Below are 23,999 nucleotides of genomic sequence, written 5' to 3'. Positions count from 1 at the left end.
ACGGGCTCTCCGCCCGCACGGACACCCCCGTATGCCGCACGTCGAGTCGGTCTACTCGTCGCCGGAGCCGGCGGACGGGGCGGGCGGGTCGTCCACGGGACCGAGGGCGGACGGTTCGGGTGGGGCGGTCTCGCGGAGCAGGGCGTTCAGGCCGGCCCGGCGGGCCAGCACCGTCATCCGGTCCCCCGCGGTGATCACCATGCGCGGGTCGGGTGCCCACTCGCTGCGGGGCTGACCGGCACGGGCGTACGCGAGCAGTCGTACGCTGCCGGGACGGTCGACCGTCGCGAGCGCGCGACCGTCCAACGGCGACCCGGCCGCCACCGAGACCTCGGTGACCAGCAGCGCGTGCCGGCCGACCGGGATGGTGGCGATCATCGCGCGGTCCAGCAGCGCGGCGGTGAACGACGGCGCGGCCAGGTACGACACGCTGCGCGAGATGCCGATGCCGAAGGCACGCTGGACCCGTTCGGCGAAGTCGCCGTCGAAGAGGCGTAGCACGACCCGCAGCTCGTCGTTGAGCGCGCGGCCGTTCAACGCGGCCCGGAGGTTCGCTCCGTCGTCGGTCGAGACCACCACCAGCGCCTGGCAGGTCCCCACCGAAGCCGCCTGCAGCGTCTCCTCCAGCGCCGCGTCGCCCACGATCAGCGGTACGCCGAGCCGCCGCGCCAACGACGCCCCGCGCGGTTCGGGGATCTTGTCGATCGCCACCACCTCGACGCCGAAGTCGTTCAGTTGGGCCATCACCCGGGTGCCGAGGTTGCCGAGGCCGACGACCACCACGTGCCCGGAGCGTTCCGGCTGGATGCGTCCGGAGTGCAGAGCCAGCCGGGCCTTCACGACGCCGTCGACCACCACCGCGGTGATCAGCGGGATCAGGGCCAGCCCGGCGATGCTCAGCACCACCTGCATGACCTGCTCGGCGAGGGACTTGTTCGGGTCCGGATCCTGGCCGCTGAGCGTGGTGACCAGGGTCAGGTACAGCGCGTCCGCCCAGTTGAGGTGCGCGGCCCGGGCGTTGAGCCAGCCGAGCAACCCGATCACCGCGAGCAGCACCAGCACCGCGACGCCGATCTTGCGGGTGGCGAAGCTGCGTACCGCCCGGAGAAGCACCACGGCCGGCCGGCGGCGACGCCGGGTACGCCGGGCCCGGGCCAGCCGCCGCGCGGCCAGCTCGGCGCCGGGCATCCGGCCGCTCGCCTCGGCGAGCACCACGTCCGCAGTGGACTCGTCGGCGGGGAGCACCCGCACCTCGCCCGCGTCGCGGGTGTCGGCCACCGCGCAGACGACCTCCTCCGGGCGGACGTCGTCGCGACGGGCCACGTAGAGGGTGCGGCCGGCGTGCCGGAAGTGGGTCGGGGCGACCTCGCCCAACGCGGCGGCCACGAACGCCGGAGCGGCCATGGTGGCGTCGGAGAGCACCGCCGAGTCGGGGAAGATCTGCCGTACGCCGTTGGCCAGGCCGGTGTTGAACATCCGGACCACCAGGCGCAGCCTCGGCTCCACCTCCTGGGCACAGAGCGCGGCGTGCATGTTGCCCACGTCGTCCTGGTGCAGCAGGGCGAGCCCGTCCGCGCCGGCCAGCCCGGCCCGGCGGAAGGCCGCCTCGTCCAGCCGGTCGGCCAGGACGACGTCGATGCCGTGGATGTCCCGGCCGTCCGGCCCGTCGGAGCGACGCCGCTCGGGCACGATCAGGGTGACCCGGATCCGGCCGGTGGACACCTCGCCGGCGAGCAGCGCCCGCACCACCCAGTAGGCGAGCGGATCGTGCCCGCAGACCACGTAGTGGGGGCGGGAACCCGCGTTGGCCCGTAACCGCCGGCTGGCCCGCCAGGCACGGTCGAGCAGAGGCTCCGCCATGTGCGGCATGGTAGCCAGTGCCCCCCAGCCGCCGTGGCCCGCATGATCGCCAGCAGGCATGCGCCGGCCCGGGGTGGGTAGAGCGGGATCGTGCAGACCTTCCTGCCGTACCCGGACTTCACGGCCAGCGCGCTGGCGTTGGACCAGCGCCGCCTCGGCAAGCAGCGGGTGGAGGCGATCCAGGTGCTGCGCGGGCTGACCCGGCCGGGGTACGGCTGGCGCAACCATCCGGCGGTACGGATGTGGGCCGGGTACGAGGAGGCGCTGGTCCGGTACGGGCTGGACGTCTGCACGGTGTGGTGTGCTCCGGGACGGGCGGACACCTGCGCGACCACGCTGACCGCCGACCTCGCCGAAGCCTGCGGCGTCTCCCGGGTGCGCGACCAGGACCAGCTGGCCCGGGCCGGTGAACTTCCGCCCTGGCTGGGGCGGGCCGACCTGCACCTCAGTCACCGGTCCTCGCTCCTGCGCAAGGACCCCGACCACTACCGCCCGATCTTCGGTGACGTCCCGCCCGACCTGGAGTACGTCTGGCCCGACTCCGACCGCCCGCGCCGGTGCCTGCCACCCGCCTGAGGTGGTAGCAGGGGACCCCTGTTACCGCTTTCTGCCGTGCAGGGGCACCCTGCAACCACCCTGCCGTGCAGCGGCACCCTGCAACCACCGTGCAGGGTGCCCATGCACCCGGCGAACACCCACCCACCGGCATGGCGCGCACGCACCCGGCGACAATCCGACAACTGGTGCACACTGGGGCGCATGGCGCTCTCCCAGCGGGTCGGCCGGTTGATCGGCGTACGGGAACACGTGGTCGACCCGGGCGGCGGTGGCCCCGCGCACGTGCCGCACCCGGTCGACGTGGTGGTGGTCGGCGGCGGCATCGCGGGCATGTCGGCGGCGGTGGTGCTCGCCGAGCGGGGCGTACGGGTCACCGTGCTGGAGGCGGCACCCGCCCTGGGCGGGCGGCTCGGCGCGTGGCCGGAGACCCTCGCCGACGGCAGCCGGCAGGTCGTCGAGCACGGGTTCCACGCCTTCTTCCGGCAGTACTACAACTGGCGGTCGATCCTGCGCCGGGTCGACCCGGCGCTCGGCTTCCTCAGGCCGGTCCCCGGTTACCCGATCCTCAGTGCCCGCTGGCCGACCGAGGAGTTCGGCCGGCTCCCGCCCGCCCCGCCGGCGAACCTGCTCGCGCTGCTGCTGCGCAGCCCGAGCGTGCGCCTGCGCGACCTGCGCGGGATGGACCGGGACGCGGCGTTGCCGCTGCTGACGTACGACCCGGAGCACACCTACGCCGAACTGGACGGTCGGACCGCCGGGGAACTGCTCGACTCGTTGCGGCTGCCGGACCGGGCCCGGGCGATGCTCTTCGAGGTCTTCTCGCACTCGTTCTTCAACCACGAGGCGGAGATGTCCGCCGCCGAGATGGTCGCGCAGTTCCACTTCTACCTGCTCGGCAACGCCGAGGGGTTGGCGTTCGACGCCCCGGACGAGGACTACGCCACGGCGGTGTGGCACCCGTTGGCCGAGCACGTGCGGCGGCACGGCGGTCGGGTGCTGACCGGGGTGCGGGCCACCGCGCTGGAGCGCGACGCGGACGCCTGGCGGGTGACGGCCGACGACGGGATGGCGTACCGGGGTGGGCACGTGGTGCTGGCTCTCGACCCGCCGGCGCTCGCCGCGCTGGTCGGCGGCTCCCCGGGCCTGACGGCGGTCGCTCCGGAGCTGGTGGCGCGGGCACCGACGTTCGGCACGCCCGGTCCGCCGTACGCGGTGGCGCGTTACTGGTTCGACGGGGACGTGGCTGCCGGACGGGCGGTGTTCAGCGGGGTGTCCCGGCAACCCACCCTCGACTCGGTGACCCTCTACCACCGGCTGGAGCAGGAGTCCCGCCGCTGGGCACGGCACACCGGGGGCGCGGTGGTGGAGCTGCACGCGTACGCCTGCGAGCCGGGGGTGACCGCCGAGGTGCTGGCCGAGCGGATGCGCGCCGAGCTGGGGACGCTCTGGCCGGAGGTGGCCGGGCTGCGGGTGCGCGACCTGCGGGCCCGGGTGGAGGCGCGGGCTCCGGCGTTCGCGCCGGGTGGCCACGCGACCCGTCCGGGGGTACGCACCGACGCGGCCGGGCTCTACCTGGCCGGCGACGGGATCCGCACGGACTTCCCGAGCGCGCTGATGGAGCGGGCGGCGGCGACCGGGATCATCGCCGCCAACCACGTCCTGCGCGCCGAGGGTGGAGCCGCCGAACCGGTCCGGTCGGTCCGCCCCCGGGGCCTGCTGGCGTCGCGGCGGGGCACGTCGACGCAGGGGAGAAAAATGGCCATTTCATGAAACTAGAACCTATGTACGAATAAGCTGGACGGCAGATCACCTTGCCAGCGGGGGACACCGTGCAGCCACGCCACCATCAGCTCCAGACGGAGCCCGGCACCCGCCCCGACGAGCCCGGCCGCGAGGACGGCCCACGCGCCGACGAACGGGCGGGCGTGGTGACCGCACTGCGGCTCGGCTGGTGGATGGCGGACGCGTACCACCACGCGCGGACCACCGCGCCGGACGACGGCCCCGCCGACCGACCGGTCGCACCCCGGTCCAAGCTGTCCAACCTGACGGAGATGTCCGGGCGGCAGCGGATGTGGATGTACCTCGACGGTGTGGAGGTGGCGCTCCGCCAGATCGCCACGCTGGCCCGGCACGACGGGGCCGGGCCGTCGACCGCCGCCGCCCGGTCCCGGATCCGGGAGGTTGGCGACGACCGCCCCGGCGACGTCGAGGCGCTGCTGGTCGCCCTGGACGAGTTGAACGTGGACGTGCTGCGCTGGGCGATGGCCCGCGACCACCGGATCGGGATCGCGTACCGGCTCGGGCGTTCCCTCGCCGACACCGTACGGCGGTGCGACGCCGGGCAGCTGCCCCAGCGGTTCGGCGGCCGGCAGGACCAGCTGCGCCGCTGGCTGGACGAGCTGGCGGGCGTGCTGCCGCCGTACGCGGCCCCGGTGGTGCGTCACTCGCTGGCGAGCTGGACGGCGGCGGTCCGCGCGGCGGCGGCCGGGGACCCGGGCGAGGCGGAGCTGCGTGACCTCGCGGCCGAGCTGCGCAACCAGGGTGACCTGTGGCGGAGCGTACTCACCGGCGGGCTGCACCCCCGGGACCTGCTCGACGAGGAGCACTACGCGATCGTCGCCCGCAACCTGATCATCCGGGACCGGCGGCTGGTGGTGCGGGCCGCGCGGGGCATCTGTTACCCGGTGCTCGTACCGCTGCTGGTGGTCCTGCTCGCGGTGGTGGGGGTGAGCGCCACCGCAGCCGCCGGCTCCCCGGCCACCCGGACGGCGGTGGCGCTGCTCGGCCTCGGCGCGGGTCTCGCCGCCGTGTGGCGGGCGCTCTCCGGGCCGGCGCTCCAGGTCGCCGGCGAGGTCAACCGGCCGCTGCTGCACGGCGAACTGGTCGTGCAGATGGCCGGATGTGTGGACCGGCCGCTCGCCGCCGCCCGTGCCGCCAGCCGCGCCCGCCACGCCGGGACCGGCTGACCGACCCGGCACCCACGACCGGGCCACGACCCGGACACGTACGTCCGAGCCACGACCGGACACGTACCACCGGGCCACCGGATCCACCCCCGGCCAACCAGCATGAAACAGACTTTCCGGGCCGGACAAGCTGCCAGACTGGCCCGGTGACGGAGGACCGCCCGCCGACCGGAGGTGACAGGAGGAAGACCGCACGGCACAAGCCGGCACGCGAATACCTGCGCGACGCCGTCGGCAGCCTGTTCGGCAAACGGCCGGTCCGCGAGGGCACCCGTACGGCCACCGAGGAGCTCTTCTTCGACCTGGTCTTCGTGTTCGCCTTCGTCCAGCTCGGCGCGCTGGTCGTCAGCGACTACACCCCTCAGGGCATGCTGCGCGGGTTGCTCGTGCTGGCCCTGCTCTGGTGGTCCTGGGCCGCCTTCGCGTGGTTGACCAACAACCTCCAGGCCAGCTTCGGGGTGATGCGGTTCGGGTTGTTCGTGGTCACCGGGATCACCTTCGTGATGGCGATGTCGACCCTGGTCGCGTTCGTGGACCGGCCCGGTGGGCTGTACGGCCCGCTCATCTTCCCCGCGTGCTACTTCCTCGTACGGTCGCTGCACCTGGCGCTGTACGCGTACGCCGTCTCGGCCCAGCACCTGGCCCGGCACATCCTGGTGCCCGCGGCACCGATGGTCGCCAGCACCGCCCTGCTCGTCTGCGCCGCGCTCGTGCCGCACCGGGTCATCGCCGACCAGCGACAGGCCGCCCTCGCCGTGACCCTCCTCTGGCTCCTGGCCGTGTTCGTGGACTACCTGGGCAGTTTCACGCTGCCCATCTGGGAGATCGGCATCTTCTCCGCCCGGCACTGGTGCGACCGGTTCGGACTGATCCTGATCGTGGCCATCGGCGAGAACATCATCTCGATCGGAACGGCCAGCGCCGACGTGTCGATCGACTGGCATCTCCTGCTCGCCGTGCTGCTGGCCATGACCGTCACCGGGGTGCTGCTGTGGACCTACTTCGACGTGGTGGCGCTCGTCGGTGAGCAGGCCCTCGAACGCGCCGACGCGAAGACCAGGTTCGCCCTGGCCCGGGACGCCTACAGCTACCTCCACCTACCCATGGTCGCCGGCATCCTCCTGCCGGCCCTCGGCATCCGCGAACTGATCCAGCACGTCGGCCCCCTCGAAGAACGCCGCCCCGACGAACCGCTCTCCGCCATCGGCCTCTTCGGTCTCTACGGGGGGATAGTCCTCTTCCTCCTGGCGAACGTCGCCTACCAACTGCGCATCGCCCGCACGATCAGGACGATCGTCTGGACCCGGGTGGCCGCCGTGCTGGTGCTGGTCGCGCTCGTCCCCGTCGCCCGGCGGATCTCGGCGACCGGCGCGCTGGGACTGCTGGCGGCCGTCTCCTTCGTCCTGATCGTGGTGGAGGTCGTCATCGCCGACGGGCAGCGCCGTGAGCTACGCGAGGCGGGTCTGGCCGCGAGGATGGAGATCTGAGGCCGTCTCACCCGGTCGGCGGGATGGTCCAGGTGAACCGCGCCGGACGGCGTTCGTGGAACGCCGCCACCCCCTCCTGTGCCTCACCGCTGGCCAGGGCCTCCCGGTGCCACCGGGCCACCCGCTCGGCGTCGGCCCGACCGTCCACGACCTCCTTGGCGGCGACGATGCTGAGCTGGGAACGCAGAGCGATCGTGCCGGTCAGCCCGGCGATCCGGTCGGCGAGTCGATCGGCCGGCAGCACCTCGTCGACCAGGCCGACCCGGATGGCCCGCTCGGCGTCCACCAGCTCGCCGGTGAAGATCAGGTACTTGGCGGTGGCCGGTCCGACCAGGGCGGCCAGCCGCCGGGTCGCCGGCGTCTGGTAGACCACTCCGAGCCGGGCCGGCGGCACGCCGAACCGGGCGTCGGCGGCGGCGATCCGCAGGTCGCAGGCGACGGCGAGCTGGCAGCCGCCGCCCACGCAGGCGCCGCGTACCGCCGCGACGGTCGGCTTGGCGAAGGCCGCCAGCCGTTCCTCGGCGACCACCGCCACGCTGTGGTCACCGGCCGCCAGCACCTCGTCCAGGTCACCCAGGTCGGCACCCGCGCAGAAGGTCTCCCCCGCCCCGGTGAGCACCAGGACCCGGATGGCCGGATCGGCCTCCAGCCGGTCGAGCAGCGGCGGCAACTGCCGCCACATGTCCGGGGTCATCGCGTTCCGGCGGGTCGGATTGCTGATCACCACGGTCGCCACCGGACCGGCCACCTCGACGGTCAACCGCGCGTCCGACACCGTTCCTCCTCGTCCCGCCGACCTGCCCGCCGACCTACCCGTCGCCCCGCCGACGGCAGAGCCGGGTCCGGGACCGGCCCGTCGACCCTAACGGACCCCCACCGGTCGGTGGCCGCGCGTCGGCGGCGCCCGGCCCACGCCGAGAGCAGGCGCCGGGGGCGGGGTCAGAACATCTGCCCGATCCGGATGCGGTTGCCGAACGGGTCACGGATGCCGAAGTCGATGCCGTACGGACGTTCGGCCGGCTCGTCGGTGATGTCCACCCCCTTGGCCACCAGGTCCTCGTACGTCTTGTACGCGTCGTCGGTGGTCATGAAGAGGTAACCACCCAACGCCCCCTTGGTGAGCATCTCCCGCACCTGTTCGGCGGTCGCCGGGTCCAGGGCCGGCGGGCCCGGCTTCTCCAGCAGGATCTCCCGCTGGCGGTCTCCGGGCACGTTGACCGTCAGCCAGCGCATGAAGCCGAGGTCGGCGTCGGTGTGGACCTCCAGACCCAGCTTGCCGACGTAGAAGTCGAGGGCCTCGTCCTGGTCGAGGACGTAGATCTGGGAGCGGCTGATCGCGTTCATCGTCATGCCGACCACGCTACGACCCGGCCCTGACCTGCTGCTTATCCAAAACTGCTGGGTCGGGTCCAGGCCTTGGTGAAACAGCTCGGCACGGCACCGGCCGGGCTCCGCCGGGCCCGGAAGGCGGTCGGCGACTGGCCGACGATCTCCCGGAAGGTACGGCTGAAGGTGCCGAGGCTGCTGAAGCCCACCGCGTGGCAGATCTCCGTGACGTCCCGGTCCGACTCGATCAGCAGGGACATCGCCCGCTCGACCCGACGGCGCTGGAGGTAGCGGTGCGGGGTCTCGCCGAAGGTGGCCCGGAAAGTCCGGATGAAGTGCGCCTCGGAGACGTGCGCGACCCTCGCCAGGGTGGGGATGTCCAGTGGCTCGGCGTACGAGCGGTCCATCGCGTCCCGGGCCCGCAGCATCGCCCGGTTGGACTGCTCGACCGCACGGCTCACCGGCCCATCATGACAGCCGGCGGACGACGGCCGCCGCGCTGACCGGCCCGAATGCGTAATCGCCCGACCTGCGGCACAATGTCTAATATGGAACTCACCGTCGCCGTGTCCGCCCCCTACCGGCTCTGGGCACGCGCGGTCGGGCCGGTCGACGCGCCGCCGCTGCTGCTCGTCATGGGCGCCAACGCCAACGCGGCGACCTGGCCGCCGGCCCTGGTCGACAGGCTCGCCACCCGGCACCGGGTGATCGTCTACGACCACCGGGACACCGGCCGCTCCACCTGGGCGTTCGACGAGCACCCGTACGACGTCGCCGACCTCGCGGCCGACGCGGTGGCGGTGCTCGACGCGGCCGGCGTGGACCGGGCCCACGTAGTCGGCATGTCCATGGGCGGCGTCCTGGTGCAGCTGCTCGCCCTCGACCACCCCGGGCGGCTGCTGAGCGCCACCGCGTTCTGCACCGCCGCGCTCGGCGCCGGCCTGGCCGGCGGGCCGGACGCGCCACCGTTGCCGCCCCCGGACCCACGCCTGCTGCAACTGTGGGAACACTTCACCGACGAGCGGGACCGCGAGGCGGAACTCGACTGGCGGGTGGCGCACTGGCGGATCCTCAACGGCGACGTGACCCCTTTCGACCCGGCGGCGTTCCGGGCGATGGAGGAGGCGTGCATGGACCACGCCGGCACGCACCGCAACGCCGCCGCGCACGCCCGGGCCGGGCAGCACGGGCTGGAGCGGGGCACGGAGCTGGGTCGGGTCCGCGTGCCGTTCCTGGTCGTCGAGGCCCCGGAGGACCCGATCAACCCGCCGCCACACGCGTCGTACCTGGCCGGGCTGATCCCCTCCGCGAAGCTGGTCACCGTCGGAGGCATGGGACACGCCCTCGCCCCGGCGGTGCTGGAGCCGCTCGCCGACGCGGTGTTGGCACACACCGGCGCGGTCGCCCCGGCGCGGGTCGGGGCGTCGCCGCCGGCCGGGCCCGTTCAGCTGTGAACGGGCCCGGAACCGACGGGGAATGGAGCCCCCGGCCGGGATCGAACCGGCGACATCTCGCTTACAAGGCGAGTGCTCTGGCCAGCTGAGCTACAGGGGCGCGGGCGTCCGTGGTCAGCATAGCGACTGGCGTCCGGATTTCCTCCCTCACCAGGCCCCCCAGCACTGGAAACGTGATCTGACGCCATACTTCTGGTCGGGTTGTGATCCTACGGTGCACGCAACGCAGTCAATGTCCCGGCGATTGATGGTTGTGCGTGCCTGAGTGACCGGTATGCGAATGTCGTCGGTCCCATCCAGTGCCCACCGTCTTGGCACGCGAGGAAATCCCGTTTACCGTGCAGTGACGCGGACGACATTCCAGTGACCTACGGGTGACCGGAATTCGGCCGACGGGCCGGCACGGCTGCGTGCCGGTCGCTCCTTCACTCGGATCGTCCGGCACGTTCCTGCCGGTGAAAGGAAGCGCTTCACCATGGCTACGGTCACCTACGCCAAGGCGTCCCGCATCTACGCGGGCACCGAGCGTCCCGCCGTCAACCAGCTCGACCTGGAGATCGGCGACGGCGAGTTCCTCGTCCTGGTCGGCCCCTCCGGTTGCGGCAAGTCCACCAGCCTGCGGATGCTCGCCGGCCTGGAGGACGTCGACGAGGGCTCGATCTACATCGACCAGCGCGACGTCACCCACCTGCCGCCGAAGGCCCGCGACATCGCGATGGTCTTCCAGAACTACGCCCTCTACCCGCACATGTCGGTGTACGAGAACATGGCGTTCGCGCTCAAGCTCCGCAAGACCCCCAAGTCGGAGATCGACCGGCGGGTCAAGGAGGCGGCCAGCCTGCTCCAGCTGGAGGAGTACCTCAGCCGTAAGCCGAAGGCCCTCTCCGGCGGTCAGCGCCAGCGGGTCGCGATGGGCCGGGCCATCGTGCGGGAGCCGCAGGTCTTCCTCATGGACGAGCCGCTGTCGAACCTCGACGCCAAGCTCCGGGTGCAGACCCGTACCCAGATCGCGTCGCTCCAGGCCAAGCTCGGCGTCACCACCGTCTACGTCACGCACGACCAGGTCGAGGCGATGACGATGGGCCACCGGGTGGCCGTCATGCTCGACGGTGTCCTCCAGCAGGTGGACACCCCCCGGGCGCTCTACGACACCCCGGCGAACGTCTTCGTCGCCGGCTTCATGGGCTCCCCGGCCATGAACATCAAGACCGTGCCGCTGGGCGAGACCGGCGCGGCCTTCGCCGAGATGAACATCCCGCTGACCCGGGAGCAGGTCGAGGCGGCCCGCGCCGAGGGCGGCAACGGCAAGGTCACCGTGGGCTTCCGTCCGGAGGACTGCGACCTGGTCAGCCCCACCGAGGGCGGCATGCCGGTCGTCGTCGAGCTGGTCGAGGACCTCGGTTCGGACGCCAACGTCTACGGCCACGCCGCGCTGGAGGGCGCGAACGAGCGGTTCGTCGTCCGGACCGACCGTCGCGCGATGCCGAACATGGGTGACACCGTGTTCGTCAAGCCGCGCACCGGCCGGATCCACGTCTTCAACGCCGGCAGCGGCAACCGGATCTGACGTACCACGAAAGGGGCGGCCCGCTTCGGCGGACCGCCCCTTTCGGCGTCTGGCTGTCTTCCGGACTCAGGCGACGGCGCGCCGCCGGGCGACCTCGGCGAGGGTGACCGCGGCGGCCACGCTCGCGTTCAGCGACTCGACGTCGGAGACCATCGGGATGCGCACGGTCAGGTCACAGGTCTCGCCGACCAGGCGGGAGAGCCCACGCCCCTCCGAGCCGACCACGACGACCAGCGGGCCGACCGCGGCCTCCAGGTCGTAGAGGTCGGTCTCGCCGTCGGCGTCCAGCCCGACCACCATGAACCCGGCGTCCTGGCACGCCTTCAGCGACCGGGTCAGGTTCGTCACCTGCGCCACCGGCACCCGCGCCGCCGCGCCCGCGCTGGTCCGCCAGGCGGTCGCGGTGATCCCGGCGGCCCGCCGCTCCGGTACGAAGACACCCTGCGCGCCGAACGCGGCAGCCGACCGGATCACCGCGCCGAGGTTGCGCGGATCGGTGACCCCGTCCAGCGCCACCAGCAGCGGGGCGGTCTGCTCCAGCGCCGCCGCGACCAGGTCCTCGAACGGCTCGTACGCGAACGGCGGCACCTGGAGGCCGACGCCCTGGTGCAGCACGCCCCCGGTCATCCGGTCCAGTTCGGCCCGGCTGACCTCCAGGATGGCGATGCCCCGGTCGGCGGCCGTCCGGACGATCTCCTTGACCCGGTCGTCGGCGTCGATGCCCTGGGCGGTGTAGAGCGCGGTCGCCGGCACCATCGCGCGCAGCGACTCCAGCACCGGGTTCCGCCCGACCAGCAGTTCCGGGCTGTCCTTCGCCGGGGTGGACCGGCGCCCCGGGGAGACCCGGGGACCGCTGCGGGCGGCCGGCTTGCCGCCGCGTCCCTTGGCGGCGGGGACGCCCCGGCCGCCGCCCTTGCCCCAGGTGGTGTCCTTGGTGCCGGGCTGGCCGATCTTGGGCGCGCGCCCCTCGTCGGCGGCGGCGCGCCGCTCCTTTTCCTGCTTCCACGCGGTGCGCTGGGGCAGCTTCTCGGTGCCCGAGTACGCCTTGTGCCAGGGACGCTCGTCGGCCGGGAGGGTCTTCCCCCGCCCGGCGAGGGAGTCCCGGTTCTTACCGCCGGAGCCCTTCGGGGCCCCCTGCTTCGGGGCCAGTCGCCGGCCTCGGCGCTGTGAGTTGCCGGGCATCAGTCCTGCTCTCCAATAGTCCAACGGGGGCCCTGCGGGGTGTCCTCGACCACCACGCCGGCCTGCTTGAGCTGGTCGCGTACCGCGTCGGCGGCGGCCCAGTCCTTGCGACCGCGCGCCTGGGCACGCTGCTCCAGGGCCAACGCGACCAGGGAGTCCACCACGCCGCGCAGGTCGTCACCGCGACCGTCGCCCGTCCACGCGGCGTCCAGGGGGTCGACGCCGAGGATATCCAGCATCGCCCGGACGGCGGCGAGCGTGGTGCGGACCGTCACATCGTCCCCGCCGGCCAGGGCGGTGTTCCCGTCGCGGAGCACGTCGTGCAGCACGGCCAGCGCGGCGGAGGTGTTCAGGTCGTCGTCCATCGCGGCGGTGAACGCCGCCGGCAGCTCACCGGGCGTCCCCGCGCCGACCAGCTCGGCGGCCCGCTGCACGAAGCCCTCGATCCGCCGGTACGCGGTCGCCGACTCGCGCAGCGCGTCCTCGGTGTAGTCGATGCGGGACCGGTAGTGCGCCGCGGCGAAGTAGTAGCGCAGCTCGACCGGCCGCACCCCGAGCGAGGCGACGTAGGCCAGGTCGAGGGCGTTGCCGGCGGACTTGCCCATCTTCGCCCCGCCGAGGCTGAGCAGGCCGTGGTGCACCCAGTAGCGGGCGAACGGCAGGCCGGCGGCCTTCGACTGGGCGATCTCGTTCTCGTGGTGCGGGAAGGTCAGGTCGAGCCCGCCGCCGTGGATGTCGAACTCCGCGCCCAGGTAGCGCCAGCACATCGCCGAGCACTCGATGTGCCAGCCGGGACGGCCCCGCCCCCACGGCGACGGCCAGTAGGCGTCGGCCGGCTCGTCCGGTTTCGCGCCCTTCCAGAGCGCGAAGTCCCGTGGGTCGCGCTTGCCCCGGTCCGGGGCGTCCCCGGCGGACTGCATGTCGGCCGGGGACTGGCCGGAGAGTTCGCCGTACGCCGGCCAGGAAGCGACGTCGAAGTAGACGTCACCCGAGCCGTCGGTGGCCGGGTAGGCGTGCCCCCGCTCGATCAGCGTGGCGATCAGCTCGTGCATCTCCGGGACGTGTCCGGTGGCCCGGGGCTCGTACGTCGGCGGCAGCACGTTGAGCGACCGGTACGCGGCGGCCAGGACCAGCTCGTTGGCGTACGCGATCGACCAGAAGGGCCGCTCCTGCTCGCACGACTTGACCAGCAGCTTGTCGTCGATGTCGGTCAGGTTGCGGATGAAGGTGACCTCGAAGCCCCTCGCCAGCAGCCAGCGGCGCAGCACGTCGTAGTTGACGCCGGAACGAAGATGACCGATGTGTGGAGGTGCCTGGAGGGTGAGACCACACAGGTAGACCCCCACCTTGCCGGCTTCCTTCGGGACGAAGTCCCGGACCGTTCGGGTGGCGGTGTCATACAGGCGTAGCGTCACCGTACAAGGGTAACGGTCCCCACATCTTCGGGCTGCCCGGCGCTGGGTCGTACGCTGCCTGCTGTGGAAACGGCGGGACGACCCGGGAACGGGCCCACGGAGCCGGTCGGAGAGAGGCGGTCCGGCCGCCCCGGCGACGGCTCCCCGGCGCCGGTCGCGGACGGCTTCCCGGAGCCGGGCGGCGGCGCGACGTCGGGCCGCCCCGGGGAGACCGCGCAGACCCTGGACCGGGGACTGCGCCTGCTGCACCTGGTCGCCGACGCGCCGGGCGGGCTGACCGTCACCGAGGCCGCGCACCGGCTGGGCATCGGCCGGGCGGCCGTCTACCGCCTGGTCAGCGCGCTGACCGGGCACGGCATGCTGCGCCGTGACCGTGCCGGCCGGCTGCGCCTCGGTGCCGGGGTGCTCCACCTGGCCCGACGCGCCCAGCCGCTGCTCGCCGAGGGGGCGATGCCCGCGCTACGCCGGCTGGCCGAGCAGGCCGGCGCGACCGCCCACCTGACCGTGGTCGAGGGGGACGAGGGCGTCGCCCTGGCTGTGGTCGAGCCGAGCTGGACCGCCTTCCACGTGGCGTACCGGACGGGTTCCCGGCACCCGCTGGAACGCGGGGCGGCGGGGCGGGCCATCCTCGCCGGTCGGGCCGGGTCCGCCGGCCCGGTGACCACCGAGGGCGAACTGCAACCCGGCGCGTACGGCGTGGCCGCGCCGGTGCTCGGCGTACCCGGGCTGGAGGCGAGCGTCGGCGTGGTGGCGCTGGCCCCGCTGGACGCCACGACGGTCGGCGGGCAGGTCCTCACCGCCGCCACCGCCATCGCCCACGCCCTCTCCTGACCCCCCACCCGGCCCAGTCCGCCCGGCCGGCCCGTCCGCGCCGGGTCCCGGCCGGCGTGATCGACTCGTCGTGCGGCATGTCGGGGTGTCAGGGCCGGGCAAGAGGCCGACATGCCGCAATCCGAGTCGATCACGCCGGTCGGGGCGCACGGTCACGCCGCCTAGCACAGTCGTCGGGCACGAGGGCGGTTGTCCACAGGAGGTAGCCGGACGGGCGGGGCTGGTTGTCCACAGGGGTGTCACTGAGCGCAGACCGACCGGCACCCTGACTGACATGCCTCCACCCGCCTACCGACCGCCGGCCCTGGCCTGGCAGGTCTTCCGTGGCTCGGACGCGGTCCGCCGTGGTCTCCTCACCGCAGACCACCTCCGCAGCTCGGCCTGTGTTCGGCTGCGCCACGACGTCTACGCCGACACCCGGCTCGACCGGGACCACACACTCGCCTGCCGGGCGGTGGCCTGCCGACTTCCCGCTGGTGCGGCCTTCGCCGGCCCGTCGGCGGCGTACCTGCACGGTGTCGAACACGCCGCCAGCTTCACCGACGACGTCCATGTCGTCGTCACCGGCCCGGCCGGGCTGCGCAGTCAGCGGGGACTACGGGTGCACACGACCGCCCTGGCCGCCAACGGATCCGCAGTCGGGGCTACGGCCGGCCCGGAGCCGGGCTGGACGGGTGCACCGCCGCGCTCCGACCCGACCCGATCCGCGTGGGAGACCGCAGCGTGGGTGGAACCGGTCCGGGCGGTCGCCATCATCGACGGCCTACTCGGGCGGGGCCTGACCAACCGGCATGCACTCGCCGACATCGCCGGCCGAAACGCAGACCGGCGGGGCGGCAGGCGGGTGATCCGCGTGTTCGGCCTGGCGGATCCGGGTGCGCAGTCACCGCCGGAGTCCCACCTGCGGGTTAGGCTGGTGCTGGCCGGGCTGCCCCGACCGGTGACCCAGCATCCGGTCCGGATGCCGTCCGGGCTGGTCCTGCACCCCGATCTGGCCTGGCCCGAGTTCAAGGTCGCCGTCGAGTACGACGGCCGCTGGCACGCCGACCCGGAGCAGTTGCACCACGACCGTCGCCGGCTCAACCAACTCGTCGGTGCCGGCTGGCTGGTGCTGCACGTGACCGGTCGACGCCTGCGCCACGACTTCGCCGCGCTGCTCCGCGAGATCCGGGCGGCGCTGGCCAGCCGTGGCTGGCGCAGCCGACCGGTCGGCATGAGCGAGCGGCCGGAATAGGTGAACGGCGCGGCCGGCCGGGATGGGCGACCGGCGTGGGCCGCTCGCGCGGCCGACATGGGCAGGCGGCCGGGAACACCGGTGCCGCCTCGGCCGGCAGCACGTAGGCGGCGTACACCCCGCCCCGGCCGGGAAAGACGGAACTGCGGCACCCGGACGAGCCGGGTGCCGCAGTTCCACCGATCAGTCGGACGCGGGCCCTACGGGCGGGCGTTCGGCTTGAGCGGGGTCTTCACGGCGGCGTAGGCGTCGACGATGCCGTAGCCGTAGAAGCCGTTGAAGTTGAGACCGCCGGCGCAGTACGCGTCGTAGGTCTCGTCCCGGCCCTCGTTGCGGTACTGCTGGAGCCGGGGCTCCGGGCAGGCCCGCTCGGCGGCCGTACGGTAGAGGTGCTGCTCGACCAGAGCCGGGTCCATGCCGAACCCACCCCGACGCTCGTTCTTGCCGAACTTGCTGACGATCAGCGCGGTGACGCCGGCCGCGTGCGGCGCGGCCATCGAGGTGCCCTGGAGGTAGGTGTAGTAGCCGCACTCACCGTTGGTCTTGCACTCCTTGAAGACGAAGGTCTCGGCACCGGGGACGATGTTGCCGTCCGCGTCGACCGAGCCCTCCTCCTGGAGCACGTGCTTCGGGTACGCCGACAGGATCATGTTGGCGTCGGTGCGGTACGAGTCGGTGCCGAAGCCGTCCCGGAACCAGCCACCCGGCGCGGCGACGGAGATCTGCTCGGTGCCCCAGTTCGAGAAGTCCGACTTCTTGTACGACGGGCCGAGCGAGGAGACCCCGATCACGTGCGGGCCCTCGGCCGGCAGGTCCCAGCAGCTCTCGTTGTCGATCGGCCGGGGGTACGGCTGGGTGGGACCGTAGTTCGGGCTGCCCGTGTCGGTGCGCGGGGCACCGAGGTCCTCGTTGTTGTTGCCGAGCGCGCCGACCAGCGTGACGCCCTTGCGGTGCGCGTAGGTCAGGGTCCGCTTCATCGCCGCGATGGTGGCCCGCTGTGCGGCCTGGTCCTCCGGCGAGTCGGCCGGGTTGGCGGTGCAGTTGTACAGCCACGGGTCGACGTAGAACGACATGTTCACCACGTCGAGGCCGTTGTTGGCCGCGTGCACCAGCGAGTTGACCACCGGCTCGAGGAAGAAGTAACCCGAGTCCTGGCCGCCCTTGAGCTGCACCAGGGTGACGTTCGGGGCGACCCCGGAGATGCCGAAGCCGTTGGCCGCCGCACCGATGGTGCCGGCGACGTGCGTGCCGTGCCCGTTGTCGTCGGTGCCGACCGGGTCGAGGCAGCTCGCCACCTCGCACGGGCCGTCGACCTCGGCGATGTCGGGCGCGAAGTTGCGCGACAGCGACCAGTCGAAGTTCGGGGCGATGTCCGGGTTGCTGGCGTCCACGCCGGTGTCCAGGACACCGACCTTGACCCGCCGGTCACCGGGCTCGATCTTGCGGGACTTGTCGGCCCGGATCATCTCCAGGCCCCACAGCTTGTCGTCGAGCGGGTCCATCTTGGTCCCGCGCTTCTTGGCGTCCTTCGCCGCCTTCTTCGTCGCGGCCAGCAGGTGTTCCTGCTCGACCCGGTCCAGCTTGGGCTTGCGGCCGATGGCCTTCTGCTGGGCCGCGCCGACCAGGGCGGCGGCAGCGGTGGCCCGGGCGGCGAAGTCGGCCCGCTCGCTGGTGACCTGGAAGATACCGACCTCGTCGGTACGGGAGACCACCGTGCCACCGGCGGAGCGGATGGCGGCGATCGCGGCGTCGGCGGAGACACCCTCCTCCGCGACGACGGTGAACGTCCGGGACACGGTCGGTTCGGCATTCGCCGTTCCGACCGAACCGGTCACCGTGAGTGCCAGCGCCGTTGCGGTAGCGACGGCACCGGCGGTGAAGCGCTTGCTCACCACATCAGATCCTCTCGTTGAGGGACGTGGCAGACATCAGACAACATCAACGCTGGTTTCGCCAGAGGTAGCGGCAGATCAGAGGCGTTCACAGCGGCTGTCGCACCGACCGGTCGATGACGTCGAGCAGTTCGGCCATTGTGGACACCTCACCGTCCGGCGCCACTCCGGGACGGCAGATCGTTCCGGTGCGGTTCAGCCAGACCGCGCGCAGGCCCGCGCGTTGCGGCGCGATCACGTCGTGGTCCAGGGAGTCCCCCACGTAGAGCACCTCCGACGGGGGCACGCCGGCCGCCGCCACCACCGCCGCGTAGAACTCGGGTGCCGGCTTCTTCGGCAGTCCGTTCTCGTGGGCGTACAACTCGAAGGCGAACTCGCCGGCCAGGCCGCAGCGTTCGGTCCGGCTGTTGCCGTTGGTGGCGTAGCCGAGCACGAAGTGCCGGCGCAACTCGGCGAGCGCCGGGAGCACATCCGGAAATGGCCTGGTCAGCGCGAACCGGTGAGCGAAGAACAATTCGAGGATACGGTCGAGTTCGGCGTCCAGCCCGGCCCGGGCCAGCGACAGGGCCAGCCCGGCACGGCGGACCTCCTGCACCGGCGCGGCACTGCGTACGGCCCAGACCGCCGCCCAGTCCGCCTCCAGGTCCGCCAGGGAGACCGTGGCCGCGGCGGGGCTCAACCGCCGCATCTCCTCCAGTACGGCCGCCAGGCTGCTGGTCACCGCCGGCCTCAGGTCCAGTAGCGTCTCGTCCGCGTCGAACACGACCACACTCACCATGGGATGAACGCCCCTGTTGTCGATTCTGTCGGCAAAGCATCCTTCCTAGCATCCGGCGAGCGGATTTCGTATTCCACCTCCCCGTGTTCGTATCCCGGAATCGGGTCGTCCCAGGTGAGGTGAAAAGTGCGGACATAATGCAGACCGGCTTTCTGCATGACCCGCCGGGATCCGACGTTGACGGCCATGGTCTCCGCCCAGACGCGGCGCAGCCCGAGCCGCGTGAAGGCGTACCGGACGAGGGCCCGCGCCCCTTCCGTGGCGAGCCCTCTCCCCCAGGCGGAACGCCGGAGGCGGTAGCCCAGCTCGGCCTGGGTGGGTCCGGACGCCGGGAGGTCGCCGGCCGGCGGGGCGAGGGCGAACCAGCCCAGAAAGGCCCCGTCGAGCCGGTCGGTCGCCGCCCAGCGGCCGAGGCCCGGCCAGCGGTCGTACTGGTCGAGCAGGTGGGGCAGCAGTTCGTCCCGGATCACCGGCAGCGGCGTGGGGCGGCCGTTCGTGAGGTAGCGCATGACCTCCGGGTCGGCGTCCAACTCGACGAGGTGGTCGACGTCGGCCGGGGTCAGCCGGCACAGCCGGAGGCGCGCGGTCTCCAGCAGGGTCGCGGACTGCTCCGGTAGGTCGCTCATGCCCCGTATGGTGCCGCGTGGCGCGTCGGCCGGGCCACGCCTTTGGCCGCCGCCCCGGTTCCGACGGGTCACCCGGACGCCCGCCGGGAAGTGCGTGCCGGGCGTGCGTGCCGGGGTAGCCCGGCGCCGCCAGTGGTCCGCCGAACCAGCGGTGGCGGTCAGTCCGTCGGACCGGCGAAGAGCCAGCGGGAGACGGTGACCTGGAGCAGCACGTTGCCGCCCTCCGGCCCGTCCGAGCCGGTGACGTCCCAGCCGTACTTGGCGCGGAAGGCCGCCACCACGCCGGAGGGGAAGGACTCGCGGTGGATCGTCACCGTCCCCTCCGCGACGACCGGGGCACGTCCGTCCTCCAGAGCCAGCGAGACCCGCGGATCGGCCGCCACGTTCCGGACCTTGCGGTTGCGGGCGGCGGTGCAGATCCACCACTGGTCGTCGAGGTGGACGAACCAGACCGGCGTCAGGTGCGGTGAGCCGTCGGGGCGGAGGGTGCAGAACCAGACGTTGCGTTCCCGGCCGAGCCGGGCAAGCACCTCGCCGTCGGGAACCACCGGCACGTCAGCGCGGTAGCGCCGCGACGAGGAACCGCCGGGCGTACGGGGCGAAGGTGAGCACCGGGCCGACCGGGCCCTTGCTGTCGGGCACCCCGACCAGTTCGGGCAGGTTCGTCGCCGCCTCGACGCACACGTCGTCCGCACCACCCCGGCTGCTCATGCGCCAGTGGGCGCCGGTCAGCTCCATGACTCCGCCACTTCCCTCACCATCTCGATGGACTCCTGCGGTGGCAACGCCACGCCGAGGTCAATCTCCCAGATCCGTCGCAGCCGCGACAGGTCCACCGGCTCTCGCGGTTCCTCCGCACGGGTCAGGGATGGGTCATCCTCAGCACGTCGAGCGCCTCGTCGAGCTGGTCCGCACTGAGCTTCCCGCTGTCCACGTGGCCCCGGGCGAGCACCACCTCCCGGATGGAGATCTCCTTCGCCAGCGCCTCCTTCGCGATCGAGGCGGCCTCGTCGTACCCGAGATAGCGGTTGAGCGGGGTGACGATCGACGGCGAGCCCTCCGCGTACGCCAGACAGACGTCCGCGTTCGCGGCGAGGCCGGCCACGCAGCGGTCGGCGAAGAGACGGCTGGACGCGGCCAGCAGCCGGATCGACTCCAGCAGGTTGCGGGCCATCACCGGGAGCATCACGTTCAGCTCGAAGTCACCCTGGGAACCGGCGAACGCGACCGTGGCGTCGTTGCCGATCACCTGGGCGCAGACCTGCCGGACCGCCTCGGCGACCACGGGGTTCACCTTGCCGGGCATGATCGACGACCCGGGCTGGAGGTCGGGGATACGCAGCTCACGCAGGCCGGCGCGGGGGCCGGAGCCCATCCAGCGTACGTCGTTGGCGATCTTGTAGAAGCCGACCGCGACGGTACGGAGCTGGCCGGACGTCTCCACCAGCGCGTCCCGCGCGCCCTGCGCCTCGAAGTGGTTGCGGGCCTCGGTCACCGGCAGCCCGGTCTGCTCGCGCAACTTCTCGATCACCCGGCCGGCGAAGCCGAGCGGGGTGTTGATGCCGGTGCCCACGGCGGTGCCACCCAACGGCAGTTCGGCCAGGCGGGGCAGGGCCGCCTCCAGCCGCTCGACGCCGTACCGGATCTGCGCGGCGTACCCGCCGAACTCCTGGCCGAGGGTGACCGGGGTGGCGTCCATCAGGTGGGTCCGCCCGGCCTTGACCACGGCCTCGAACTCGGCGGCCTTGGTCTCCAGCGCCTCCGCCAGGTGGGTCAGCGCGGGGAGCAGGTCGTGGGTGACCGCTTCGGTCGCGGCCAGGTGGATCGAGGACGGGAAGACGTCGTTGCTGGACTGCGAGGCGTTGACGTCGTCGTTCGGGTGCACCTCCCGACCGAGTTCCCGGCCGGCCAGGCTGGCGATCACCTCGTTGGTGTTCATGTTGGACGAGGTGCCCGAGCCGGTCTGGAAGACGTCGATCGGGAACTGGTCGTCGTACCCACCGTCGGCCACGTGCGCGGCGGCGGTGGCGATCGCGGTGGCCACCTCGGCGTCGAGCACGCCCAGTTCGGCGTTGACCTGCGCCGCCGCGCCCTTGATCTGGGCCAGCGCCCGGATCTGGGCGGATTCGATCCCCCGGCCGGAGATCGGGAAGTTCTGCACGGCACGCTGGGTCTGCGCCCGCCACAGCGCGTCGGCGGGCACCTCCACCTCGCCCATCGAGTCACGTTCGATCCGGTAGCCCACTGCCTCTGGATTCGTCACGCGTTCCATCCTGCCGCGCCCGCCGCCGGCCCGCAGATGATCGCGGGTCGTCGAGGACGTGCCTGACCAGCCGCGTCAGCCGGTCAACGCGAAGGCCAGGGCACACGTGAATGGGTCTTGGAAATATCCATTGCCAGCGGTGCACGCCCGCCCCTACCTTTAGAGAGCAAGGCAAGATCGGACCCAGCCAAGGAGTTCCCCGTGTTGCAGTACGCCTCCACCGAAACCACGCGGTGCATGCCGCGCGGCGGTGTCGTGCTGCCCTCGATCGGGCGAGCCCACGATCTGCCGCTGAGCGAGTGGAACTGGAAGCTGGGGTGGCGGCGCGAGTAGCGCCAGCGCAAGCTGCTAAGCCGCCCACCCCAGCCAGGGAACGGGCGGCTTTTTCGTTACCCGACCACAGTTTCACAGGGGCGTGGCTCAACGGGTAGAGCGTCGGTCTCCAAAACCGGAGGTTGCAGGTTCGAATCCTGTCGCCCCTGCTTTTCGTCACGGCTGCGGCCGGCGACGTCGCTAATTCTCAACTCCACAGTGGATGGCATTTACCCATACCCCCGGCCGGCACCGTCACGGGCCGGCCGGGGGCAACATCTAACCGGGGCGAGGGAGACGGTAACCCGCCTGCTTTGGGAGCAGGAGACACGGGCTTCGACACCCCGGTCCCGGACCACGTACGTGCCGGCGTTCCCGCCGGCTTCACGGGCCGTTGGAGCAAGCTGGCAGCTCGCCTGGTTCTCAGCCAGGAGGTTTACGGGTTCGAGCCCCGTACGGCCTACGCAACACCTGCGGTACTAGCTCAACGGAAGAGCCGCTGTCTTCCAAACAGCCGGTCGGGGTTCGATTCCCCGGTACCGCTCGCGCATATGCCGAGGTAGCCCAACAGGCACGAGGCGCGGAACTCAAACCTCCGTCGTTGCGGGTTCGAGTCCCGCTCTCGGCACCACGCCGTCGTGGACGGCTCCATGCGGACGTGGCGCAGCCGGTAGCGCGCGACGTTGCCAACGTCGAGGTCGCGGGTTCGAACCCCGTCGTCCGCTCTCACCACCGACAGCCGAAAAGAAGGGAGGGCCCGGTGAACGCCGTGCTCGTGCTCAACGCCGACCTGGGACCACTGCACCGGGTCCCCGTCCAACACGCGATCCGGATGCTGATGCGCCGGGTCGCCGAGATCCACGAAGCCGAACCGGACCGGCACCTCGGCGTCTTCCCGATGCCGCGCGTCCTGCGCCTGGTCCGGTACGTCGTCACCAGGTGGCGGTACCGCAGCGGTCCCGGCTGGTCGAAGTCCGGCGTGCTGCGCCGGGACGGCTACCGGTGCGCGTACTGCCCGTCGACGGCGACCACCGTCGACCACATCCTGCCCCGCTCGCGGGGCGGCCGGAACAGCTGGAAGAACACGATCGGCGCGTGCTACGCCTGCAACCAGCACAAGGGTGACCTCACCCCCGCCGAGGCGGGGATGGAACTGCGGTTCCCGCCGTCGGTGCCCACCTGGTCGAGCATGGTGCACCGCTGATCACCGGCCGGCGGGCCCTGCCCGCCGGCCGTGATGCGGGCTGGTGCAACTGGCAGCACATCCGGCTCTGAAACCGGAAGGTTGGAGGTTCAAGTCCTCCGCCCGCAGCGCACGCCCTCGTGGCCCAACTGGGAGAGGCACCAGGCCGAGATCCTGGTCAACGTGCACGTTCGAGTCGTGCCGAGGGCACCAAGCCGGTGGAGCTCACGATGGTCGAGCACCGCACCTGTAATGCGGCGGACGCAGGTTCGATTCCTGTCATCGGCTCCCACCACGCCGACGTAGCTCAACGGCAGAGCGTCCGGCTCATAACCGGAAGGCACCCGGATCGACACCGGGCGTCGGCACCACGGCTTCGGGGCGAAGGGCACGCCTTCACCCCGGGTCGAGAAAATTTGTCCGGGTAGCCCAAATGGCAGGAGGCAACGCGTTCAGGACGCGTTCAGTGGGGGTTCGAATCCCTCTCCGGACACGGCAGGTCGTAGGCGGAACGGAACCGAGCCCCGGGCAGCCGGGAGAAGCCGGTTCGATTCCGGCCAGCCGAGCCATGGGTCGAGTGCTGGTGCACAGCGTCGCTTTGCAAGCCTCGCGTGCGGGGTTCGACTCCCCGTCGATCCACCATGCCGACGTAGCTCAGTGGTAGAGCATCCGACTGTCGATCGGAGGGTCGCGGGTTCGATTCCCGTCGTTGGCGCGCAGCAACACCTTGCCCCTGTGGCGCAGCTGGACAGCGCGCGACACTACGAATGTCGAGGTTGCAGGTTCGAATCCTGCCAGGGGCACGCATCGGGACGTGGCGTAGTTTGGTAGCGCATCCGGCTGAGGGCCGCAGGGTCGTCGGTTCGCAAACGGCTGGGGTGAGATAGCCCGTAGGAGTTCGGACGTTCTTCCCTCCGCCAGGCGCCGCTAGCTGATGTCAACGCCGCCTCAATCGTGACCACCGTGGTCCGGCTGAAACTGGACCACCTTGGTTTGGTTGATCTTTAGTCGTTGGTCTTGCTGGCTGCGGGGACGCGGCCGAGGTCGCGGTCCTTGAGTCGG

The 23,999-nt window shown here is 72.0% G+C and carries 22 protein-coding genes, 15 tRNA genes and 1 pseudogene; 24 read left to right on the top strand and 14 right to left on the bottom strand.

Going from position 1 to position 23,999, the window contains the following annotated elements; translation table 11 throughout:
- Window positions 1–51: 51 nt before the first annotated feature.
- Window positions 52–1,860 (bottom strand): potassium channel family protein, encoded by a 1,809-nt coding sequence (locus QSK20_RS15875; protein ID WP_502888907.1) that lies wholly within the window; start codon window positions 1,858–1,860, stop codon window positions 52–54.
- A 90-nt stretch (window positions 1,861–1,950) separates the two neighbouring features.
- Here QSK20_RS15875 and QSK20_RS15870 point away from each other — a divergent pair, with 90 nt between their 5' ends.
- From QSK20_RS15870 to QSK20_RS15855, 4 genes are all read left to right on the top strand, one after another.
- Window positions 1,951–2,436, top strand: a complete 486-nt coding sequence (locus QSK20_RS15870) for an MSMEG_6728 family protein (RefSeq protein ID WP_285789356.1) — start codon at window positions 1,951–1,953, stop codon at window positions 2,434–2,436.
- Window positions 2,437–2,619: 183 nt separating this feature from the next.
- The gene (locus QSK20_RS15865; protein WP_285789355.1) at window positions 2,620–4,188 is read left to right on the top strand and encodes an FAD-dependent oxidoreductase; all 1,569 of its coding nucleotides are present in this window, start codon (window positions 2,620–2,622) and stop codon (window positions 4,186–4,188) included.
- Between the two features lie 59 nt (window positions 4,189–4,247).
- On the top strand, window positions 4,248–5,387 hold the full coding sequence (locus QSK20_RS15860) for a hypothetical protein (RefSeq protein WP_285789354.1): 1,140 nt from the start codon (window positions 4,248–4,250) through the stop codon (window positions 5,385–5,387).
- 146 nt (window positions 5,388–5,533) lie between these two features.
- Window positions 5,534–6,874 carry a low temperature requirement protein A gene (locus QSK20_RS15855; protein WP_285789353.1) on the top strand — a complete coding sequence of 447 codons (1,341 nt, stop codon included), beginning with the start codon at window positions 5,534–5,536 and terminating at the stop codon, window positions 6,872–6,874.
- Between the two features lie 7 nt (window positions 6,875–6,881).
- On the opposite strand, the gene QSK20_RS15850 is transcribed toward QSK20_RS15855, so the two are convergent.
- The 3 genes from QSK20_RS15850 to QSK20_RS15840 all read right to left on the bottom strand — a co-directional run bounded on the left by QSK20_RS15850 (window position 6,882) and on the right by QSK20_RS15840 (window position 8,661).
- Window positions 6,882–7,649: an enoyl-CoA hydratase/isomerase family protein gene (locus tag QSK20_RS15850; RefSeq protein ID WP_285789352.1), complete on the bottom strand. Its 768-nt coding sequence runs from the start codon at window positions 7,647–7,649 to the stop codon at window positions 6,882–6,884.
- 164 nt (window positions 7,650–7,813) lie between these two features.
- Window positions 7,814–8,224 (bottom strand): VOC family protein, encoded by a 411-nt coding sequence (locus QSK20_RS15845; RefSeq protein WP_285789351.1) that lies wholly within the window; start codon window positions 8,222–8,224, stop codon window positions 7,814–7,816.
- Window positions 8,225–8,259: 35 nt separating this feature from the next.
- Window positions 8,260–8,661 (bottom strand): helix-turn-helix domain-containing protein, encoded by a 402-nt coding sequence (locus QSK20_RS15840; protein ID WP_285789350.1) that lies wholly within the window; start codon window positions 8,659–8,661, stop codon window positions 8,260–8,262.
- 87 nt (window positions 8,662–8,748) lie between these two features.
- Here QSK20_RS15840 and QSK20_RS15835 point away from each other — a divergent pair, with 87 nt between their 5' ends.
- Window positions 8,749–9,654, top strand: coding sequence for an alpha/beta fold hydrolase (locus QSK20_RS15835; protein WP_285789349.1), 906 nt, complete (start codon window positions 8,749–8,751; stop codon window positions 9,652–9,654).
- Window positions 9,655–9,677: 23 nt separating this feature from the next.
- Here the strand turns inward: QSK20_RS15835 and QSK20_RS15830 are convergent.
- Window positions 9,678–9,754 (bottom strand) — tRNA-Thr (locus QSK20_RS15830).
- A gap of 375 nt (window positions 9,755–10,129) precedes the next feature.
- On the opposite strand from QSK20_RS15830, the gene QSK20_RS15825 reads away from it, so the two are divergent.
- Window positions 10,130–11,221 (top strand): ABC transporter ATP-binding protein, encoded by a 1,092-nt coding sequence (locus QSK20_RS15825; RefSeq protein ID WP_285789348.1) that lies wholly within the window; start codon window positions 10,130–10,132, stop codon window positions 11,219–11,221.
- 66 nt (window positions 11,222–11,287) lie between these two features.
- Here the strand turns inward: QSK20_RS15825 and rlmB are convergent, their stop codons facing one another.
- Together rlmB and cysS are read right to left on the bottom strand one after the other, a co-directional pair.
- Complete coding sequence (rlmB, locus tag QSK20_RS15820) at window positions 11,288–12,403, bottom strand: 23S rRNA (guanosine(2251)-2'-O)-methyltransferase RlmB (protein ID WP_285789347.1); 1,116 nt, start codon at window positions 12,401–12,403, stop codon at window positions 11,288–11,290.
- A complete protein-coding gene (gene cysS / locus QSK20_RS15815) occupies window positions 12,403–13,818 on the bottom strand; it encodes a cysteine--tRNA ligase (protein ID WP_285789346.1) in 1,416 nt (471 codons plus the stop codon). The genes rlmB and cysS overlap by 1 nt, the downstream gene beginning before the upstream one ends.
- A 222-nt stretch (window positions 13,819–14,040) precedes the next feature.
- On the opposite strand from cysS, the gene QSK20_RS15810 reads away from it, so the two are divergent.
- Together QSK20_RS15810 and QSK20_RS15805 are read left to right on the top strand one after the other, a co-directional pair.
- Window positions 14,041–14,649 (top strand): IclR family transcriptional regulator, encoded by a 609-nt coding sequence (locus QSK20_RS15810; RefSeq protein WP_285789541.1) that lies wholly within the window; start codon window positions 14,041–14,043, stop codon window positions 14,647–14,649.
- Window positions 14,650–14,923: 274 nt separating this feature from the next.
- Window positions 14,924–15,883 (top strand): PDDEXK family nuclease, encoded by a 960-nt coding sequence (locus QSK20_RS15805; RefSeq protein ID WP_285789345.1) that lies wholly within the window; start codon window positions 14,924–14,926, stop codon window positions 15,881–15,883.
- A gap of 200 nt (window positions 15,884–16,083) precedes the next feature.
- On the opposite strand, the gene QSK20_RS15800 is transcribed toward QSK20_RS15805, so the two are convergent.
- From QSK20_RS15800 to QSK20_RS15770, 7 genes and pseudogenes are all read right to left on the bottom strand, one after another.
- Window positions 16,084–17,775: a S8 family peptidase gene (locus QSK20_RS15800; RefSeq protein WP_285789344.1), complete on the bottom strand. Its 1,692-nt coding sequence runs from the start codon at window positions 17,773–17,775 to the stop codon at window positions 16,084–16,086.
- A gap of 88 nt (window positions 17,776–17,863) precedes the next feature.
- Window positions 17,864–18,553 (bottom strand): HAD family hydrolase, encoded by a 690-nt coding sequence (locus QSK20_RS15795; protein WP_285789343.1) that lies wholly within the window; start codon window positions 18,551–18,553, stop codon window positions 17,864–17,866.
- The gene (locus QSK20_RS15790) at window positions 18,547–19,179 is read right to left on the bottom strand and encodes a GNAT family N-acetyltransferase (protein WP_285789342.1); all 633 of its coding nucleotides are present in this window, start codon (window positions 19,177–19,179) and stop codon (window positions 18,547–18,549) included. The genes QSK20_RS15795 and QSK20_RS15790 overlap by 7 nt, the downstream gene beginning before the upstream one ends.
- A gap of 158 nt (window positions 19,180–19,337) precedes the next feature.
- Window positions 19,338–19,733 carry a pyridoxamine 5'-phosphate oxidase family protein gene (locus QSK20_RS15785; RefSeq protein WP_285789341.1) on the bottom strand — a complete coding sequence of 132 codons (396 nt, stop codon included), beginning with the start codon at window positions 19,731–19,733 and terminating at the stop codon, window positions 19,338–19,340.
- Between the two features lies 1 nt (window position 19,734).
- On the bottom strand, window positions 19,735–19,917 hold the full coding sequence (locus tag QSK20_RS15780) for a DUF397 domain-containing protein (RefSeq protein WP_285789340.1): 183 nt from the start codon (window positions 19,915–19,917) through the stop codon (window positions 19,735–19,737).
- Window positions 19,908–20,021 (bottom strand): annotated as a pseudogene (locus QSK20_RS15775) (transcriptional regulator); the annotation flags it as partial. The gene QSK20_RS15780 and the pseudogene QSK20_RS15775, both read right to left, overlap by 10 nt.
- A gap of 20 nt (window positions 20,022–20,041) precedes the next feature.
- Complete coding sequence (locus QSK20_RS15770; RefSeq protein ID WP_502888906.1) at window positions 20,042–21,442, bottom strand: class II fumarate hydratase; 1,401 nt, start codon at window positions 21,440–21,442, stop codon at window positions 20,042–20,044.
- Between the two features lie 201 nt (window positions 21,443–21,643).
- Between QSK20_RS15770 and QSK20_RS15765 the strand changes: the two genes are divergently transcribed.
- The 16 genes from QSK20_RS15765 (at window position 21,644) to QSK20_RS15690 (ending at window position 23,740) form a co-directional block, all read left to right on the top strand.
- The gene (locus QSK20_RS15765) at window positions 21,644–21,775 is read left to right on the top strand and encodes a hypothetical protein (protein WP_285789338.1); all 132 of its coding nucleotides are present in this window, start codon (window positions 21,644–21,646) and stop codon (window positions 21,773–21,775) included.
- A gap of 76 nt (window positions 21,776–21,851) precedes the next feature.
- Window positions 21,852–21,924: transfer RNA gene (locus QSK20_RS15760), tRNA-Trp, on the top strand.
- A 113-nt stretch (window positions 21,925–22,037) separates the two neighbouring features.
- A tRNA-Pro gene (locus tag QSK20_RS15755) sits at window positions 22,038–22,112 on the top strand.
- 30 nt (window positions 22,113–22,142) lie between these two features.
- A tRNA-Glu gene (locus tag QSK20_RS15750) sits at window positions 22,143–22,217 on the top strand.
- A gap of 10 nt (window positions 22,218–22,227) precedes the next feature.
- Window positions 22,228–22,298, top strand: a tRNA-Gly gene (locus tag QSK20_RS15745).
- A 9-nt stretch (window positions 22,299–22,307) separates the two neighbouring features.
- Window positions 22,308–22,385, top strand: a tRNA-Leu gene (locus tag QSK20_RS15740).
- A 21-nt stretch (window positions 22,386–22,406) separates the two neighbouring features.
- Window positions 22,407–22,479: transfer RNA gene (locus tag QSK20_RS15735), tRNA-Gly, on the top strand.
- Between the two features lie 35 nt (window positions 22,480–22,514).
- Window positions 22,515–22,958: an HNH endonuclease gene (locus QSK20_RS15730; RefSeq protein ID WP_285789337.1), complete on the top strand. Its 444-nt coding sequence runs from the start codon at window positions 22,515–22,517 to the stop codon at window positions 22,956–22,958.
- A gap of 34 nt (window positions 22,959–22,992) precedes the next feature.
- A tRNA-Gln gene (locus QSK20_RS15725) sits at window positions 22,993–23,066 on the top strand.
- Window positions 23,067–23,071: 5 nt separating this feature from the next.
- A tRNA-Leu gene (locus tag QSK20_RS15720) sits at window positions 23,072–23,150 on the top strand.
- Between the two features lies 1 nt (window position 23,151).
- Window positions 23,152–23,225 (top strand) — tRNA-Thr (locus tag QSK20_RS15715).
- A gap of 8 nt (window positions 23,226–23,233) precedes the next feature.
- Window positions 23,234–23,308: transfer RNA gene (locus QSK20_RS15710), tRNA-Met, on the top strand.
- Window positions 23,309–23,355: 47 nt separating this feature from the next.
- Window positions 23,356–23,430: transfer RNA gene (locus QSK20_RS15705), tRNA-Leu, on the top strand.
- A 77-nt stretch (window positions 23,431–23,507) separates the two neighbouring features.
- Window positions 23,508–23,579 (top strand) — tRNA-Ala (locus tag QSK20_RS15700).
- 1 nt (window position 23,580) lies between these two features.
- Window positions 23,581–23,652 (top strand) — tRNA-Asp (locus QSK20_RS15695).
- 14 nt (window positions 23,653–23,666) lie between these two features.
- Window positions 23,667–23,740: transfer RNA gene (locus QSK20_RS15690), tRNA-Arg, on the top strand.
- Window positions 23,741–23,999 lie beyond the last annotated feature (259 nt).

The organism is Micromonospora sp. NBRC 101691, assembly GCF_030269285.1.
GTDB classification, from domain to species: domain Bacteria; phylum Actinomycetota; class Actinomycetes; order Mycobacteriales; family Micromonosporaceae; genus Micromonospora; species Micromonospora echinospora.
The sequence above is the reverse complement of the archived record's forward strand: the minus strand, read 5'-3'. Positions and strand labels throughout refer to the sequence as shown.

Bases quoted from the DNA above. Each gene is read 5' to 3' on its own strand.
- QSK20_RS15875 (WP_502888907.1), bottom strand. From the start codon at position 1,860: ATGGCGGAGCCTCTGCTCGACCGTGCCTGGCGGGCCAGCCGGCGGTTA.
- QSK20_RS15865 (WP_285789355.1), top strand. From the start codon at position 2,620: ATGGCGCTCTCCCAGCGGGTCGGCCGGTTGATCGGCGTACGGGAACAC.
- QSK20_RS15845 (WP_285789351.1), bottom strand. From the start codon at position 8,224: ATGACGATGAACGCGATCAGCCGCTCCCAGATCTACGTCCTCGACCAG.
- QSK20_RS15835 (WP_285789349.1), top strand. From the start codon at position 8,749: ATGGAACTCACCGTCGCCGTGTCCGCCCCCTACCGGCTCTGGGCACGC.
- QSK20_RS15825 (WP_285789348.1), top strand. From the start codon at position 10,130: ATGGCTACGGTCACCTACGCCAAGGCGTCCCGCATCTACGCGGGCACC.
- rlmB (WP_285789347.1), bottom strand. From the start codon at position 12,403: ATGCCCGGCAACTCACAGCGCCGAGGCCGGCGACTGGCCCCGAAGCAG.
- QSK20_RS15805 (WP_285789345.1), top strand. From the start codon at position 14,924: ATGCCTCCACCCGCCTACCGACCGCCGGCCCTGGCCTGGCAGGTCTTC.
- QSK20_RS15795 (WP_285789343.1), bottom strand. From the start codon at position 18,553: ATGGTGAGTGTGGTCGTGTTCGACGCGGACGAGACGCTACTGGACCTG.
- QSK20_RS15790 (WP_285789342.1), bottom strand. From the start codon at position 19,179: ATGAGCGACCTACCGGAGCAGTCCGCGACCCTGCTGGAGACCGCGCGC.
- QSK20_RS15780 (WP_285789340.1), bottom strand. From the start codon at position 19,917: ATGGAGCTGACCGGCGCCCACTGGCGCATGAGCAGCCGGGGTGGTGCG.